The sequence below is a fragment of the Pelorhabdus sp. sgz311001 genome (genome assembly GCF_055901755.1).
In genome coordinates this window covers 231,639-248,372 of sequence record NZ_JBVXUT010000005.1, presented here as the reverse complement: position 1 = coordinate 248,372, position 16,734 = coordinate 231,639, and the positions used below count along the sequence as shown (strand labels likewise).

Sequence of the window (16,734 nt, the reverse complement as noted above, 5' to 3'; positions counted from 1 at the left end):
ACCTTGTGTTGATAGGTGAGAGACGTATAGTGAAAAATAAATAATTTTTCTTGTGTTATTTTGGCCTGTATTATATAATGTCTACTGTAAATAGATAATGTTCCGTTTATGAAGCACTAGAAGGAGGCAATACAGTGACGGGTCAAAAAGCCGTATTTTATCTTGTCAGGGAGGAAATCCTGCCTGAAGCAATTAAGAAAACCATCAAAGTCAAAGAACTCTTAAAACGAGGCGAAGTAAAAACCATTAATGAGGCTGTGGAAAAGATGGAATTAAGCCGCAGCGCTTATTACAAATACAAAGATTATGTCTTTCCTTTTTATGAAGCGAGCCAGGAGAAAATTGTTACTTTGGCGCTGCTTTTAGAGCATAAGCAGGGTGTGCTTTCGCGTGTCTTAAATACCATTGCTGGCGATCGCGGCAGCGTTCTTACGATCAATCAGGGTATTCCTCTCCAGGGAGTAGCCAATGCGACGATTTCCATTGAAACGGCGGAGCTTGATATTGATTTAGAAGCGTTGCTTGATAAACTGAGAATGATTGAAGGCGTCAAACGGTTAGAAGTATTAGGTCAAGCCTAATAACAGAGTTGGTCATGGGAGAGGGGAAGCTGCGATGAAAGAGACGATTCAGGTCGGTTTATTAGGACTCGGGACAGTCGGTACCGGAGTTGCTAAAATTATTGAAAATGATACTTGTTCCATGGCCCAAAAAGTAGGCATGCCTGTAAAGATTGCTAAAATTTTGGTACGCAACAAGGAAAAGGCCAGAGGAGTACAGACGGATGCTGTCATTACGGCAGATCCTGATGAGATTCTGCTTGATCCGAATATCGATATTGTCGTGGAAGTTCTCGGCGGTGAAGAGCCAGCTCGGACGTATATATTGAAAGCCCTTAAGGCGGGAAAACATGTCGTAACAGCAAACAAGAATGTAGTTGCGCTGTATGGCAAAGAGTTTTTTGCGGCAGCTGAAGAAAATAACGTGGACTTTATGTTTGAAGCTAGTGTTGGCGGCGGGATTCCGATTATTCGTCCGTTAAAGCAATGTCTTGCTGCGAATCATATCACGGAAGTCATGGGAATTGTCAATGGTACGACAAATTATATTCTGACAAAAATGACGGAAGATCTGCTTGATTTTGACACTGTGCTTAAAGAAGCCCAGGACAAAGGGTATGCCGAAGCCGATCCGACTGCCGATATTGGCGGCTTGGATGCGGCGCGTAAGATTGCTATTTTGGCATCTATTGCTTTTAATACAAGAGTTCCCTTAGATGACGTATCAGTAGAAGGAATTGAAAATATTTCTGCCGAGGATGTAGCCTATGCGAAAGAACTTGGCTATATCATTAAGTTGATTGCTACCGCGAAGGAAACAGAGGAAGGCCTCAACGTACGAGTTCATCCGACTTTTATTCCGAAAAGCCATCCTTTAGCTGCGGTCAGCGATGTGTTTAATGCGATCTATGTAAAAGGCGATGCCATTGGCGAAGCGATGTTTTATGGTCGTGGTGCCGGAGAAATGCCTACGGCGAGCGCTGTCGTAGCGGATGTTATGGATGTGGCTCGTGATTTGTATCATCATGTCAGCAGTCGTATATTGTGTACATGTTTTGAAACACGTGATCTTTGCCCCGTAGAAAAGACCTACTCTCCCTACTATATCCGCATTCTTGTGGAAGATAAGCCCGGCGTTTTAGCGGCTATTGCTGGCGCTTTTGGTGCGCAGCAAGTCAGTCTTCACTCAGTTATTCAAAAACGCAAAGTAAATAATTACTCAGAAATTGTTCTGATCACTTACCGAGTTACCGATGGCAATGTACGCATGGCATTACGGACTTTATCGGGAATGCCTGTAGTGACAAATATCAAGAGTGTAATTCGTGTAGAAACAGAAGAAATCGACGGAATTTAAGCGGGGGATATCATGGCATCTGTAAGAGTACGTGTTCCCGGAACAACGGCCAATTGCGGACCAGGCTTTGATTCACTGGGGATGGCTTGTTCCATTTATAATTATGTATCCATCGAAGAGCGAAATGATGCTTCGATCGAAATTGAAGTAGAAGGCGAAGGCAAGGAATCAATTCCTGGCCCAGATCATAATATTGTAGTAAAAGCAATTCAAAAGGTTTGGGAGAAGGTTGATTACCCTAGCCGTGGTTTTCGTCTAACCTTGGAAAATCAAATTCCTTTAGCCAGAGGTCTAGGCAGCAGTGCGGCGGCTATTGTAGGCGGTCTAGTTGCGGCTAATGCTCTAGCTGGCGGCAAGCTGTCAAAAGCCGAGCTTTTAGAGCTAGCTACAGAAATGGAAGGTCATCCTGATAATGTAGCGCCAGCCTTATTTGGCGGTCTTACCATCGGCTTTATGGAACATGGCAAGGGAAAGTGCTTACCAATTTTACCGTCAAAGCCGTTAACGATGGTTGTGGCTGTACCAGATTTTCAGTTAGCTACCAAAACAGCGCGGCAAGTACTGCCGAAAGAAGTGCCCTATAGTGACGCTTTGTTTAATGTAAGTCGCACAGCTTTATTAGTAGGCGCCCTTTGCAGCGGCAATTATGATTTTTTGACGACGGCTTTGGAAGATCGACTTCACCAACCTTACAGAAAGTCCCTTATTGCCGGATTTGATGCCATTATAGCGGCAGCAAAAGAAGCTGGTGCGATTGGTACGGCTTTAAGCGGCGCTGGTCCTTGCATGATTTCGTTTACCATGAGTGAGCCGGAAAAAATCGGAGCGGCTATGGTTGAAGCTTTCCAACAAGCAGGCGTTCAAGCTTGCTATCACATCTTGACATTAGACGAACGCGGTGCTGAAGTTCTTGCCGCAAATTAACATAAAGTAATTTTTATGTTTGCTATTGACAAGTAAGTAAAATCTAGGTATAATATTTTTTGTGAGTCGGGGCGTGGCTCAGCTTGGTAGAGCGCTTCCTTGGGGTGGAAGAGGTCGTGAGTTCGAATCTCGCCGCTCCGACCAATTAAATACTAGTAATATCAAGGCTTCTGAGGTTTTTCTTCAGAAGCCTTTTTGTGCCCTTTTCGTGTTTTGACAGCAATCTGACAGCAACCTGACAGCAACCCGATTTTATTGCTGTCAAAGTCTTACCGATTTTCCGCGCTGCATCTTGCTGCGCTTTTTCGGTAACATGTGTATACCTTCTCGTTGAGCGCTCATCGTTGTGGCCTAATTGAGCCTGGATCAAGCGAGTATGTACATTAAGGGCAACTAGCTGCGTTGCGTAGTTATGGCGTAAATCATATTGCTGGCGCTTATTTTCTCGGACATAATCATACCAATGTTGACGATCGTGAGGAGCAGCCGGTTCAAATTACACAAGAACTTCTGAATAATGTCAACGTATTGCAGAATAAACTTGATATTTCCGAGAAAAATGCGAAATATTTGGCGGATGAATTGGCGAAGATCCGATTAGGACAAGTGCAACCGGTAGCCAATTATTATGTAACAGCGCTGGATGTTACCAAGACTGCCGAAACGGTCCAGCAGCAGATCAAAAATAATAATTCGACATTTACCGCATGTAGTTCTCGAAGAAACCAATAGAACTGTAGTTACGCCCATCACGAAAGATTCGTCAGGCAGCACGTTCCCCACGGAGCAACAAAAGGTAGTCATTTATAAGATTGATCTTGATCGGCGCTGAGATGTTGGTGGCGGTAGTGGATCTATGAACGGTAAGGCTATTGCTGTGGCCGCTGTACAATATAATACAAAGGAAGTATCCTATGAAGTGATCGGCAACAAGGAAAACGTGATCGGACTTTTGAAAAAGAGATTTTGATAAAAAACGCCATTACTTTAGCAAAGGCAAAGTAATGGCGTTTTTCATTTAATATTTATAGGGATGAAGATGATCATATTTCTAGCAGTTTTGAGTTGTTTTTAGATAGTAGGATGTGGAATAAGTCACTAATTTTGGCACAGGTAGTAGATAATATAATTTGGATTAATGTCTATATAAAATCATGGATATAATCTATTAACATACTATTTTTTCCACAACGCTTGTCTGCTTCATTCTGGACGATGCAAACATCATAGTAGTAGTCCTCTATAAGAGGAATATAGATAATTCCTTCGCGGTCAAAGTATGTACAGACATCTCTTGTTGCAAATGCAATGCCCATATTTTTTTCAACTAAGTTGAATATCATCGGCAAGTTATAATAGTTGGTATACGTGTGGATTTCGAGATCAATCCCTGCATTTTTCATAACTTCTTTTGTCATTATATAGGGATATTCATTGGTATCACTTGTTATCAATTTGTTTCCTTCTAAGTTTTTTACAGAAATTTTATTGTATGATGCAAGTGGATTGGACTTACTCATTAGTACGTAGAGCTTTTCTTTGAATAACACATCATATGCTAGCTTTGAGTGTCGTTTCGCAATAGGCGTATATTTTATAATAGCAATATCCAAATGATTGGAAAGCAACATCATTTCTAAATTCTCCATGTTATCCACTTTGATTATATAATTATCCTTGCTATTACTGGATATGAAACTCATAATAGCATCATTGAGAGATGTTGTGAATGAGAGTTTGTATAGCCCAATGTAGTGTGATGAATTTTTCTCCGAATAATTTTTCAGCTTAGAAATAAAAAGATTATATTCATTTAGAAGTGGCGTTGAATCTCTTATAAATTTTATTCCGACCTGTGTGAGTTCCACACCTCGTTTACTCCTTATAAACAAAGGGGTTTTTAATTTTTCTTCAATGGCTTTAATGCTTTGTGATAAACTTGGTTGAGTGATATGTAAATATTCAGCTGCTTTCGTAAGATTCTTAAAATCTGCAACCGTTTTGACATATAAGAGCTCTCTTATTTCCATGACGCCCCCCCTTTTTTTGCTTCTTTATTATAGGGTACACTTATGAATATCATTATATATAGCTATTTTAATTATTACAAGTTGGTTGATATAATAAGGCTAAGCTAATAAGAAATATCGTTCTTTCTTATTGTTCATTAATATAGCCTATTATAAGGAGGATACTATGACAAATATTAAATACAAAGTGGTTACATCTAATAGCATTGATTTCTTAGAAGGATTATGTAATCAGTTGATGAAATTTCAAGCGGACCATGCAAGGATTCGTGCTGATATTATGGGGAGTATGAACTATAATAATAGATTAAAGTTGGAATATGCTAATATCTCAAGAAAGCATTTAGTAGTTGCTTATGATGGAGAAAAGCCTGTGGGATTTGCTTTTGCCAGTGTTGGACGAGTAACTGAAGAAATTTTGAAGGTGAAACCTGATTGGGCATCAGAGCTGAACGGTATAGGCTTTTATCCTGAAAACTACGAAGTTCCGAAAACGATTGGAACATTTAAACTACTCTATGTGAATGATGATTATAGAAGCCTAAGTATAGGTAGACAATTATCAGATATGATTATGGCATGGCTTAACAGTCAGCATGATGTAGAGGATTTATGGGTATATGTGGCAAATGGTAACGAGATCGTTGGTAAATTATACGAACAATATGGTTTTCAGTTAAGTCATAATGTTTATGATGGGTTTATTTATGCTTACTGCCAAAAAAAATAAAATGAAATCCTATCATTTCATGATGCCAGCTGCAATTTTGTCAGCTGGTGTTATTATTACTGGCAAAATTGCTGTTTTAGAATTAGGGACGTTTACGATTCTCTTTTTCAGATTTTTAATAGCTTTGATTACATTGTTACCCGTTGTACTAAGTAACAAGAAAAAGATATGTTTCAAGGTCAAAGATCTTCCAATTTTAACAATTTCAGGCTTGATAGGTTTCCTTGCATATAATCTATTGATTGTAATGGCCTTGAAATACACTTCTGCTTCCAATATTGCTATCATCGGTTCTTTAATTCCTGCTATGACTCTTTTTTTGGAAGGCACCTTTCTGAAAAAAATTTATAGCTGTCAAAAAGTTATCGGGATTTTTATATCTCTTGTAGCTGTACTGATTACAATTACAGATGGTCACATTGGTACGTTCCTAGAGATAAAGTGGAATTACGGTGATATTCTTATGTTAATGGGGGTCCTTTGCATTTCTTTATATAGTATCATTAATACAAAAATACCGAGAAAATATACGCCTAGTCAGATCCTTCTTTATTATTTCGGGGTTACCCTATGTGTTATATTGCCGTTTTTCTTATTTGAAATAAGCAGTGACTTTTATAAAGTGGTGACATGGAGAGGAATAATAATGGTTATTTATCATGGTATTTTTGGATCAACACTGACATACATTCTGATACAGTACTCATTAGAAAAATATGGCGCAAGCAGTACGATGATTTATTTGAATTTAGTCCCAATATTCTCGCTGGTACTAGCAATAGTATTTTTAAATGAAAGTTTTAAAATGTCCTTAATGGTTAGTGCAGTCTTAATTTGTATCTCCGTATATTTGAATAATAGAAGCAGTGGGATTTAAAGTTTTTTATGAAGAATTTCTCTGAATGCACTTAGCTTTTTAGAATAAGTGCCCTGGTTATATTTTATAACCAGGGCACTTCATAATATTTATTAAAGATATAAATTAAAAAGTATATTCTACCGGTAAGCTGCCCGAAAAATCGACTATAACGGCCTTGGCATTTTCAAGATAAAATACTTCTAGTAGAGGATTATCTGCAGACTGATATAGACTCTTTACAATAGGATTGCTAATACATATCTCTTTTATAGCAATGTTATTTTCAAATAATAAAAAGAAAGAGGCATAGATCATAAAAAAAAATTACCCGTTTGTCATATAGAGACAACCTTATTACTTATAGGGGATAAGTGGAAAGTGCTGATATTAAGAGATCTTATGGATGGCACTAAAAGATTTGGAGAGTTGAAAAAATCGATAGGTGCTGTAAGTCAAAAGGTACTTACACAACAATTAAGAGATATGGAAAGAGATGGTCTTATAGAAAGAAAAGTATATGCTGAAGTACCACAAAAGGTTGAATATTCACTCACACTTATTTATAGGAGACTCGGATGTAGGAGGGGATTATATGCGTTTAAGCTGCAAATGCGGGAACACAGAGATCTTAGCTGCTAAAATGGGGGCTTTGGTTTTGAGATCGTTAGATTATCTAAGGATAGCCAAACTGTTGTTATATCGGTAAAGTGTCATAGATGTGGATTGGAGTCAGAAAAGATTTTGTTAGGGGCTCATTAATAAATAATATTTTTTATAATCAACCCTACTTTGGCCTTGAGGCTGCGGTAGGGGCGTTTTTTATTTTATACATGAATTTCGATTGTTGATGATCAGAATTGTTTTCTATAACTTTTGATGTAGTTCTTTATTACTTCATAATCGTGCTCAACCCCTTGTGAAATATGTGTTTTTTATTAAAGAATAATTATTACAAAATATATCTTTTGGCAGAAGTAACTTTACTTTAATTCTATTACACTGTACTCAAGAGAAGCAAGAAAACAAGAAGGACAAGCTACTCGAAAGGAGATGGTTTTATGAAAAAGAAAAAGCTGCTCATGTTCCGCTGGGGCGCTGTTGAATATGGAATTCCCTTAGAACTTGTTACAGGAATGATTCACGAAAAGTGGCTAGAAGGATTGGTTGACAGCGGTTCTATTCCCGTAATTAGAGATACACGAGAAGAAGCATCAGATAACAAGCATGTGATTTTAATTGAATCGAATGGTTTGTTCCTAGCTCTGGTCGTCGATGAAATTCTTCCCCATACGAAAACAATTACCAATGATCAAATAACAAATATGATAGAATCATCTTTTTCACTCTTTCAATTCAAACCAAGTACCTACAATTAACTTTCAAATGATCAAAATAAGAATGAAAATAACAACAACTAGTGAGGAGGCGATCCCCATGACTATAAAAAAGAAACTTTCCTTAGGTTTTTCCTTAGTGATTTTGATTAGCATACTTCCTTCATCCTTCGTGTTCTACCAGCTCAATAAGGCACAAAGTGAAGTGCATAAACTTGCTACAGACTGGGTTCCTAGCATTAAAGCGGCTGGTAAAATCAATGATGATTTCTTAAACTACATTCGGTTCTTATATGCTTTCGCACTCGAATCAGATAGCGCGGCCAGGGATCGTTTAGATCAGCTCATTACTGATAGACAGCAAAAGGTAGAGAAAGACCAAGCTATTTACGAACCCCTATTTAACAGCCCGGAAGAAAGAAAACCTTACGAGCAATTTGTTGCTAGATGGCAAGAATATCAGCCAATTGCAGTACGAATCAAAGAAGCTGTCCGGAAAAATGACATCGCCGGAGCCAATCGCGAATTTGTCAAAGGTCGTCCCCTCGTAAATGAGATGGGTGAATTATTGCAAGAACTTGTTAAAATCAACGAAGATGGATCCGGCGAATCAGTTGCAATTAGCACTCAAGCTGCTTCCTTCAGTAAGATTAGTCTAATCGTCGCATCGATCATCAGCGCCATCAGTGGCACGATCATTGCAGTAGTCATCGCTTTGTCGGTAGTACGGCCCCTAAGGACTCTGGAAAAATCAATAGGTGATCTTGTGGAAAAAGGCGGCGATCTAACCCAGGAAATCGCTATATACAGCAAAGATGAAGTCGGTGATTTAGCGAAAGTCGTCAATGCCTTTATTGCAAACCTCAGAACAATTATGGCTGAAGTGATTGATGATGCACAGCAAGTTGCCGCTGCATCGGAAGAATTGACGGCCAATGCGGAACAATCAGCTCAAGCATCGAATCAAGTGGCTGTATCAGTCATTACCGTAGCTGATGGCGTAAACAAACAGTCAACAGCTGCAGCGGATACACTAAATGTAGTGACCCAAATGTCTGGCGGCGTCCAGCAAGCAGCAAGCAACGCCACAGCCGTTGCAGCAATTGCCGACAATACAGCTCGCTCAGCTCTCAAAGGCAGCGAAGCTGTGGGCAAAGTAGTGGATCAGATGAATGAAATTGAGAAAGCGTCGAAGAATGCAGCCGAAGCAGTGAATAAGCTCAGCATTCGTTCGCAAGAAATTGGTCAGATAGTAGAAGACATTACGGCGATTGCCGGACAAACAAATCTGTTGGCGCTCAATGCCGCAATTGAAGCGGCTAGAGCGGGAGAACAAGGCAGAGGCTTCGCTGTAGTGGCCGAGGAAGTTCGTAAGCTTGCCGAGCAATCGAAAGAAGCAGCCAAACGGATTTCTGGGCTGATTACGGAAATCAAGAAAGATACGGATGAAGCTGTAGGGGCCATGAATAAAGGCTCTAATGAAGTAAAAAACGGCGCCCAAGTTGTCCGGACAGCAGGAAAATCCTTTGATGAGATTCGCGGTTTGATTGACAATGTATCAAGTCAAGTAACCGATATTTCCGCAGTGGTACAGCAATTAGCAAGCAGCAGCGAAAATATCGTGGATGCAGTGCAAAGCATCACCGGAGTAAGCAAGGCAACAGCTACGGAAGCCGAATCCATTTCGGCAGCTACGGAAGAACAGTCGGCCTCTGTGGAAGAAATTGCTTCCGCCAGCATGAATCTTGCTAAGCTTGCACAGAATCTACAAAATGCGGTTAGCAAATTCAAAGTTTAAAAGATAAAAGGACCTCAAAATTGAGGTCCTTTTTAAGTCATTAGATTTCTATATAGCATATGAGAGATAGAAATTTTGTATACATAGATTTAGGACTTGTATATATCAGAAAGACTTTTATACTAAAAGTATGATTGGATTTTTACAAGCTTGAAGGTGACTAAGTTGGTTTGTGAAAAATGTAATTGTCCTATGAAGGAATCAGCTAATCCTAAAATTGTGAAGTGGGGCGATTGCGGGACCCCACATTACTGCGAAACCATATACACTTATTATTATTGTAAACGATGCGCAGTGTTAGGTGTGAAAAAAGAAGAATTAGGCCAAGTAGTAACGATACAAGGAGAAATAAATAAAAAGCTAATTAATGTGGGTAAATAATTGAGGCTCTTCTATTCCGTATGATTGGAGTAGGAGAGCTTTTTTATTTTTGACAAAAATGATACTTTTTTTCAGTTTTGAAGAGCTAAACTAAAAATAGCAGTTTTTTAGACTGCAGATTGGAGGGCGGTAAAATGGCGAAGTTTTACGAGTAGGCATCGGAGCGTTTACTGTTTGGTTATTTTTTCAACAATTATTGGCACTATAGGACAGGATTTTAATGATTTAGATTGAAACGTTCCATTAGGGGAGGTGAGAACATTGCGAGGACGAAAGAGGGATGATAAGGTAATGCGAAGGGAAGAAGAATTATTATCTTTATTAAACAGTGGCGATCCTGGCGTTAAAGAGAAGGCTGAAGAAGATTGGAAGAAATTTTTAATGGAACATCCTGAAAGACAAATTAATTTATTCATTCAGCAAGGGTAATTTAAAAAACGCAGCTGGGGGCATTTTCCTAGTATCTGCGCTAAAGTGTGCCAATGGTTCTTTGTGTTTTACTAGGGATTATTTTTCTTAATACAAAGGAGCCCTCAATTTTGAGGACTCCTTTCTCTAAAAGCCGCTGCTTCATCAACGCGTTTTTTGAGACGTTTACGATTTTCAATAAGATTGACCATAGCTTGCTTTAAACGCTCTTTAAAAAGCTTTGGCGTTTTATCTGGCGGGTATAGTGTTCCATTTGAGTCCTCCCTAAAAAATTAAATCTTAATTTTGTTTTTTCAATTGAATCAGCCCTTTCATTTTTGACAGCAACCTGAATGATTTTTAGTGATTTTTAATGCATTTTAAATCATTTCTAATACGCCTATAAGCCCAGTAAAATCACGGTTTTCGGCTGCTTTAAAGGCTTGTACTAAATTGGTCTTTTATCCTTAGGGTGGAAGAGGTTGTGAGTTCGAATCTCGCCGCTCTGACCAATTAAATACTAGTAATATCAAGGCTTCTGAGATTTTCCTCAGAATCCTTTTTACGTTATTATGTGAAGTTGGGTCCTGTATTTGGCCTTTTCTGAATTTGGCCTTTTCTGAATTTGGCCTTTTCTGAATTTGGCCTTAGTTTTTCTAAATAAAGAAGTTTTGGATATAAAGGTCTTGGAGAATGCAGGAAGTTACTTCTCTGGAATTTGTCAAGAAGAGTGTTGCCAATCCGCATAAAAAGATAAGCACCTAAATTAATAGGCAACAGAATTACTAAGATTTTCATTGTCTCCCATAGGGGAGCTTTTTTTATGGTAAAGTTCAAATAAATCTAAAAGAAAAGATTCAATAGAATAATTGACTTATTTAATCAAGATCGGGATCTTTTGTTTCAAAAATGAGAATGAAGTAATTATAAAGTATTCGCTGAAGAAAATTGAAAGAATAGAATTTTTTTTGTCCTAAAAATGAGAAGGGTATGCTTTGAAAATGCTTGATTTACGTAATTTTTTATGTTGGCACGTTTTTTGCAAATAAATAGGGCAGACAGAAATTATAACTGTTTCATGTGAATAAGTGGGAGGGAACTTGATGCACCCGGAAATGGAAATGTTGAAATGCTCTATTGTACGAGGGGGGACCAGTAAGGGAATTTTTATTATGAAAAATGAGTTGCCCCAAGATCCAGTGAAACGGGACCAAATAATTTGTGCTATTTATGGTAGCCCTGATTTGAGACAGATCGATGGCTTAGGCGGCGCTGATGTTTTGACCAGTAAGTTAGCCATTGTTTCTCCGCCAAGCCGTCCAGATGCGGATGTTGACTATACGTTTGGTCAGGTAAGTTTTGAAACTGAATTTGTAGATTATGGTGGAAATTGTGGTAACATATCAGCTGCTGTAGGACCGTTCGCGATTGATGCTGGGATGGTTGAACCTGTAGAGCCAGTAACTACAGTTCGTATTCATCTTACAAATAGTAATAATATCCTTGTGGCCGAGGTACCCGTTAAAAATGGAAAGGCTTGTGTGGAAGGCGATTATTCCATTGACGGTGTTCCAGGAACAGGAGCAAAGATTACACTTGATTGGTCAGATGTAACTGGAGGTATTACAGGTAAGTTATTGCCAACTGGTAATGCAAAAGATGTGATTAGTGTTGATGGGAAAAACTATACAGTATCTATTGTTGATGCGGGCAATCCTCTGGTATTTATTCATGCCGATAGTCTTGGAATGAGAGGAACTGAGACACCGCAGGAGATCGAAGCGAATCTCCTTTTGATGGAAACGATAGAAAAGATTCGTGGTCAGGCTACAGTGATGTGCGGTATGGTCGATAAAGCTGAAGAAGCGAAATTTAAAAGTCCTTATGCTCCTTTTTTCGCTATTGTTAGTCCTCCCGCCGATTACACCACTATAAGCGGAGGCTGTGTGAAGGCTTGTGAAGTGGATATTGTTTCCCGATTGTTATTCATGCTTAAGATGCATAAAACTTATCCTATTACTGGTACGGTTGCTACTGGCGCAGCCATTCGTGTACCGGGAAGTGTGGCTTGGGAAGTGTTGCGAGAAGAAGCAAAGACTAGAACGACAGTAAATATTGGTCATCCAGGTGGGATTATTCCAGTAGAAACAGAAGCCGAGGTTGTTAATGGACAAGTTAAGTTAAAGAGAATTGGGGTCTATCGTACTGCTAGAAAAATTATGGATGGCCAAGTTTATGTACGAAAGTTAATTTTGAAATAACAATGAGCGCATCATTTTGGGAATTTCATTTAGTAATAAATATAAGTAGAGGGTGATGGCATTTGAGAAAGACAATGTCTGAAAAGATACTAGCCAGAGCGGCTAATATTGAGACTGCTTCAGCCGGGGATATTCTTTGGGTTAATGTTGATAAAGCCATGATGGATGATATTTTGTGACCACGAGTTGAAATTGCGGAGAAAATGCTGGAGATCAAAGATGAGGTTTGGGATAAAAATAAAGTAGTTATTATATCCGATCACTATACTCCTCCGGCTAATGTTAAACAGGCGGAAATTGTGAAATTTACCCGGGATTGGGCAAATAACCATGGCATTAATAGTTACTATGAGTTTGCTGGACCGTGCCATCAGGTGATGGCGGAAAATGGTCATGTGATACCTGGGACTATTGTTTTGGGAACAGATTCTCACACTTGCATGGGTGGTGCATTAGGTGCATTTGCTAGTGGGATCGGATCGACAGAAATGCTGGGGATTTTGTTAACAGGGAAAACCTGGCTAAGAGTTCCTGAGACAATTCAAGTGCAGTGGAATGGAACTCTTCCAGAGGGTGTTATGGCTAAAGATATTTCACTTAAAACGATTGGTGAGATTGGTCATAGCGGGGCTACCTATAAAGCGGTGGAATATGTGGGTGATACGATCGGAAGTTTAAACATGGATGAGCGTATGGCAATTACTAACATGGCAGTGGAAATGGGGGCTAAAGTTGGTTTAATGGAAGCAGATGAAAAAGCACGGCAATATTTAAAAGAGCATGGCATTAATGAAGATTATACGTGTTTCCGTAGTGATTCCGATGCATCTTATTGTGCTACCTATGCTTTCCAAGCCGAAAAATTGGTGCCTGTTGTTGCGTGTCCCCATGAAGTAGATAACGTTACTGAGGTAAGTAATGTAAAAAATACTCAGATTCATCAAGCATATATTGGTTCTTGCACCGGTGGAAGATATAGTGATCTTGAAGCCGCAGCACGTATTTTGCAGGGAAGAAAAATTAAAAGCGGGACAAGGCTTTTAGTTTCTCCTGCATCACAAGAAGTTTGGGTGAAGGCTAATAAAGCAGGCATTTTAGAGGCTTTGATTGAAGCTGGTGCTACCATTATGGCTCCATCTTGCGGCGTATGCGTGGGAGTTCATTCAGGGCTTCTTGCAAGCGGTGAAAATTGTATTTCATCTACTAACCGCAATTTCCTTGGGCGGATGGGGAGTAAAGAGTCTAATATTTATCTTGGTTCACCATTGGTAGTAGCCGCGAGCTCTGTTACGGGTACTATTACAGATCCAAGGGAATTATTGTAGGAGGAACGAAGATGAGCAAACCAGTTTGTGGCAGAGTGCTAAAATTTGGTGACAACATAAATACTGATATTATTTCTCCACCTCAGTACATGGAACTTAGTATAGCTGAAGCTGCTAAATATGCAATGAGTGCGGTAGACTCGGATTTTTCAACCAGAGTGAGGCAGGGGGATATTTTAGTTGCTGGTGCTAATTTCGGCTCTGGATCTAGTCGAGAAACATCGCCCTTGACCCTTAAATATCTGGGCGTTGGAGCAATAGTGGCAAAATTTTTTGCCCGGATTTTTTATCGTAATGCAATTAATCTTGGAATTCCGGTCATTGAGTGCAAAGAGACAGATCAAATTTCTGACAACGACGAAATTTCAATTGACCTTGAAAATGGCATTATCGTAAATCACACCAAGAATGAAACGTATCGCTGTAGCAAAATTCCAAGTCATATTATGGAATTGATTAATAATGGCGGGTTAGTACCATTTCTCAAACAAACACTTTAGGAGGATATAGTCGTGGAAAAGCATGGAGCATTAGAAGGCGTTCGTGTACTGGATTTGACGAGGGTTTTGGCAGGACCTTACAGTGGGATGATGTTAGCTGACATGGGAGCGGAAGTAGTCAAACTGGAGGTCCCTAAACGAGGCGATGATTCGCGAGGTTTTACACCGATGATTAATGGCGAATCAGCATATTTCATGAACTTGAATCGCAATAAAAAATCAATTGTTATTAATCTAAAAGAAGAAGAAGGTCGTGTTGTCTTCAGAGAATTAATAAAAGAATTTGATATTCTTTTAGAAAATTTTCGGCCAGGGACGATGGAAAAGTTAGGGCTTGGTTATGAAGAACTAAAAAAGATTCATCCTGGGCTTATTTATGGCGCTGTATCTGGTTTTGGCCATTATGGTCCTTATTCGAAACGTCCTGGCTATGATATTATTGGTCAAGGCATGGGCGGACTTATGAGTACTACAGGCTGGCCTAATGGTGAACCAACTCGCAGCGGAACAGCTATTGCTGATGTTTTGGCAGGTCTCAATATGACGATTGGTATTTTAGCTGCTTATGCAAATAAATTGAAAAATGGTCATGGAGAAAAAGTAGACGTTGCGCTTGTTGATTCCGTTGTATCGGGCATGGAAATTATTACGCAAATCTATTTTGCAACAGGAAAGAACCCTGAACGCATCGGTAATCGTTATGAGTCGGTCTATCCGTATGATACTTTTAAAGCGAAGGATAAAACTTTTATTATTGGTGCTGGTAATAACAAGTTGTTTGCCATGTTGACTGATTACATGGGACGTAATGATTTACTGGATGATCCACGCTTCAAAGAGAATGCAGATCGTGTTAAAAATCATGCTGCATTAAAACCTATTATTGAAGAATGGTCCAAAAACAAGTTGGCCGATGATATCATCAACGACTTGTTGAAAAAAGGCTGTCCGGCAGCGCCAGTAAACAATATTTCCGATATAGCCAAAGATCCTCATATTGCCAAGGCGCGAGAGATGTTTGTAGAAGTAGATCATCCTAGAGCTGGGAAAACCACATTAACTGGTTGCCATATTAAATTTTCGGAAACTGACTGCAGTATTAAGACAGCGGCGCCAGATTTGGGACAACATACTGAGGAAGTGCTAAAAAAATATCTTGGTTTTGATAAAGCAAAGCTTGCAGAATTAAAAATTAAAGGCATCATCGAAGGATAAGCGTTGTTATTTAACAGGAGGAAAATCATGAATTTGTCAACAAATATTGAAATTATTGAAGTCGGACCACGAGATGGTTTTCAAAACATAAAATCTCAGATATCGACACAGACTAAGTTGGATATTATTGAGGGGTTAGTCTGTTCGGGGATAAAGGCAATGGAAGTGACATCTTTCGTTCATCCCAAAGCGATTCCTCAAATGGCTGATGCGATAGAAGTTGCAAAAAGTGTTGTTGCTAAATATACTCAGGATGGCTTACGGGCGATAGCGCTTGTTCCTAATCTTGTCGGTGCTAAAAAAGCCTATGAATGTGGTATTAGGGAAGTTACCTATGTCATATCAGCCAGTGAAAAGCATAATCTTGCGAATATTAACCGTACGCGCCAACAATCGCTTGCTGACTTAAAAAACATTGTTCAAGAGATTCCTGAATTAAAAGTTCGTTTAGATATTGCCACAGCTTTTGGGTGCCCATTTCTCGGTAAAGTGGATGAGGATCTTGTATTTAGTTTAATTGAGGGAGCACTTAATTGCGGCGTAAAGTCCATCATATTATGTGATACTATTGGTGTCGCGAATCCAAGTCAGGTGAGTAACTTAGTCAAAAATACGAAGACAAGGTTTGCAGATGTTCCTATGGGGCTTCATATGCATGATACTCGGGGCATGGGGCTTGCCAATATGTTAGCAGGTCTTCAGGCAGGTATCACAACCTTTGAGGGGGCGATTGGCGGACTTGGTGGATGTCCCTTTGCACCAGGCGCGGCTGGAAACACAGCTACAGAAGATATGGTCAATATGTTGCACGAAATGGGTATTAGTACTGAGATTAATTTGGAAAATTATCTTAATGTGGTTCGAGTTGTACGTGAAAAAATACAAACGATACTCACAAGCCATATGGCTTATGCAAGCAAATATGAAAATCAATAATTTATCCGGTTTTTTCAATGAGACCATCTGTTAGCATTGATATTTATATCTGGTCGAAATGAGCAAAGAAAATAGAATTATTTAAGGGCTAGCTTGGAAAAGTTAATTGGGTCTTT

17 protein-coding genes and 1 tRNA gene are annotated in these 16,734 nt (G+C 39.2%); 16 read left to right on the top strand and 2 right to left on the bottom strand.

Going from position 1 to position 16,734, the window contains the following annotated elements; translation table 11 throughout:
* Positions 1–134 precede the first annotated feature (134 nt).
* The 4 genes from AC0MXB_RS13965 to AC0MXB_RS13950 all read left to right on the top strand — a co-directional run bounded on the left by AC0MXB_RS13965 (position 135) and on the right by AC0MXB_RS13950 (position 2,985).
* Positions 135–581, top strand: a complete 447-nt coding sequence (locus AC0MXB_RS13965) for an ACT domain-containing protein (RefSeq protein WP_474040321.1) — start codon at positions 135–137, stop codon at positions 579–581.
* A gap of 34 nt (positions 582–615) precedes the next feature.
* Positions 616–1,917 (top strand): homoserine dehydrogenase, encoded by a 1,302-nt coding sequence (locus tag AC0MXB_RS13960; RefSeq protein WP_474040320.1) that lies wholly within the window; start codon positions 616–618, stop codon positions 1,915–1,917.
* 9 nt (positions 1,918–1,926) lie between these two features.
* Positions 1,927–2,841 (top strand): homoserine kinase, encoded by a 915-nt coding sequence (thrB, locus tag AC0MXB_RS13955; protein ID WP_474040462.1) that lies wholly within the window; start codon positions 1,927–1,929, stop codon positions 2,839–2,841.
* A gap of 67 nt (positions 2,842–2,908) precedes the next feature.
* A tRNA-Pro gene (locus AC0MXB_RS13950) sits at positions 2,909–2,985 on the top strand.
* Between the two features lies 1 nt (position 2,986).
* Here AC0MXB_RS13950 and AC0MXB_RS13945 read toward each other — a convergent pair.
* Positions 2,987–3,211, bottom strand: coding sequence for a hypothetical protein (locus AC0MXB_RS13945; protein ID WP_474040319.1), 225 nt, complete (start codon positions 3,209–3,211; stop codon positions 2,987–2,989).
* A 32-nt stretch (positions 3,212–3,243) separates the two neighbouring features.
* Between AC0MXB_RS13945 and AC0MXB_RS13940 the strand changes: the two genes are divergently transcribed.
* Positions 3,244–3,573 (top strand): hypothetical protein, encoded by a 330-nt coding sequence (locus tag AC0MXB_RS13940; protein WP_474040318.1) that lies wholly within the window; start codon positions 3,244–3,246, stop codon positions 3,571–3,573.
* Positions 3,574–3,983: 410 nt separating this feature from the next.
* On the opposite strand, the gene AC0MXB_RS13935 is transcribed toward AC0MXB_RS13940, so the two are convergent.
* Positions 3,984–4,871, bottom strand: a complete 888-nt coding sequence (locus AC0MXB_RS13935) for a LysR family transcriptional regulator (RefSeq protein ID WP_474040317.1) — start codon at positions 4,869–4,871, stop codon at positions 3,984–3,986.
* A 166-nt stretch (positions 4,872–5,037) separates the two neighbouring features.
* Between AC0MXB_RS13935 and AC0MXB_RS13930 the strand changes: the two genes are divergently transcribed.
* The 11 genes from AC0MXB_RS13930 to AC0MXB_RS13880 all read left to right on the top strand — a co-directional run bounded on the left by AC0MXB_RS13930 (position 5,038) and on the right by AC0MXB_RS13880 (position 16,618).
* Positions 5,038–5,601: a GNAT family N-acetyltransferase gene (locus AC0MXB_RS13930; protein ID WP_474040316.1), complete on the top strand. Its 564-nt coding sequence runs from the start codon at positions 5,038–5,040 to the stop codon at positions 5,599–5,601.
* Positions 5,579–6,478 carry a DMT family transporter gene (locus AC0MXB_RS13925; protein ID WP_474040315.1) on the top strand — a complete coding sequence of 300 codons (900 nt, stop codon included), beginning with the start codon at positions 5,579–5,581 and terminating at the stop codon, positions 6,476–6,478. The genes AC0MXB_RS13930 and AC0MXB_RS13925 overlap by 23 nt, the downstream gene beginning before the upstream one ends.
* Positions 6,479–6,766: 288 nt before the next feature.
* Positions 6,767–7,099, top strand: a complete 333-nt coding sequence (locus tag AC0MXB_RS13920) for a winged helix-turn-helix transcriptional regulator (RefSeq protein WP_474040461.1) — start codon at positions 6,767–6,769, stop codon at positions 7,097–7,099.
* Positions 7,100–7,518: 419 nt separating this feature from the next.
* The gene (locus AC0MXB_RS13915; protein ID WP_474040314.1) at positions 7,519–7,836 is read left to right on the top strand and encodes a hypothetical protein; all 318 of its coding nucleotides are present in this window, start codon (positions 7,519–7,521) and stop codon (positions 7,834–7,836) included.
* A 58-nt stretch (positions 7,837–7,894) separates the two neighbouring features.
* Positions 7,895–9,592, top strand: a complete 1,698-nt coding sequence (locus AC0MXB_RS13910) for a methyl-accepting chemotaxis protein (protein WP_474040313.1) — start codon at positions 7,895–7,897, stop codon at positions 9,590–9,592.
* 642 nt (positions 9,593–10,234) lie between these two features.
* Entirely contained in the window at positions 10,235–10,402 is a 168-nt protein-coding gene (locus AC0MXB_RS13905; RefSeq protein WP_474040312.1) for a hypothetical protein, read from the top strand.
* A 1,082-nt stretch (positions 10,403–11,484) separates the two neighbouring features.
* Positions 11,485–12,642 carry a PrpF domain-containing protein gene (locus AC0MXB_RS13900; RefSeq protein WP_474040311.1) on the top strand — a complete coding sequence of 386 codons (1,158 nt, stop codon included), beginning with the start codon at positions 11,485–11,487 and terminating at the stop codon, positions 12,640–12,642.
* Between the two features lie 203 nt (positions 12,643–12,845).
* Positions 12,846–13,967 carry a 3-isopropylmalate dehydratase large subunit gene (locus AC0MXB_RS13895; RefSeq protein ID WP_474040310.1) on the top strand — a complete coding sequence of 374 codons (1,122 nt, stop codon included), beginning with the start codon at positions 12,846–12,848 and terminating at the stop codon, positions 13,965–13,967.
* Positions 13,968–13,978: 11 nt separating this feature from the next.
* The gene (locus AC0MXB_RS13890; RefSeq protein ID WP_474040309.1) at positions 13,979–14,467 is read left to right on the top strand and encodes a LeuD/DmdB family oxidoreductase small subunit; all 489 of its coding nucleotides are present in this window, start codon (positions 13,979–13,981) and stop codon (positions 14,465–14,467) included.
* A 12-nt stretch (positions 14,468–14,479) separates the two neighbouring features.
* A complete protein-coding gene (locus AC0MXB_RS13885; protein WP_474040308.1) occupies positions 14,480–15,682 on the top strand; it encodes a CaiB/BaiF CoA transferase family protein in 1,203 nt (400 codons plus the stop codon).
* Positions 15,683–15,709: 27 nt separating this feature from the next.
* On the top strand, positions 15,710–16,618 hold the full coding sequence (locus tag AC0MXB_RS13880) for a hydroxymethylglutaryl-CoA lyase (protein WP_474040307.1): 909 nt from the start codon (positions 15,710–15,712) through the stop codon (positions 16,616–16,618).
* Positions 16,619–16,734 lie beyond the last annotated feature (116 nt).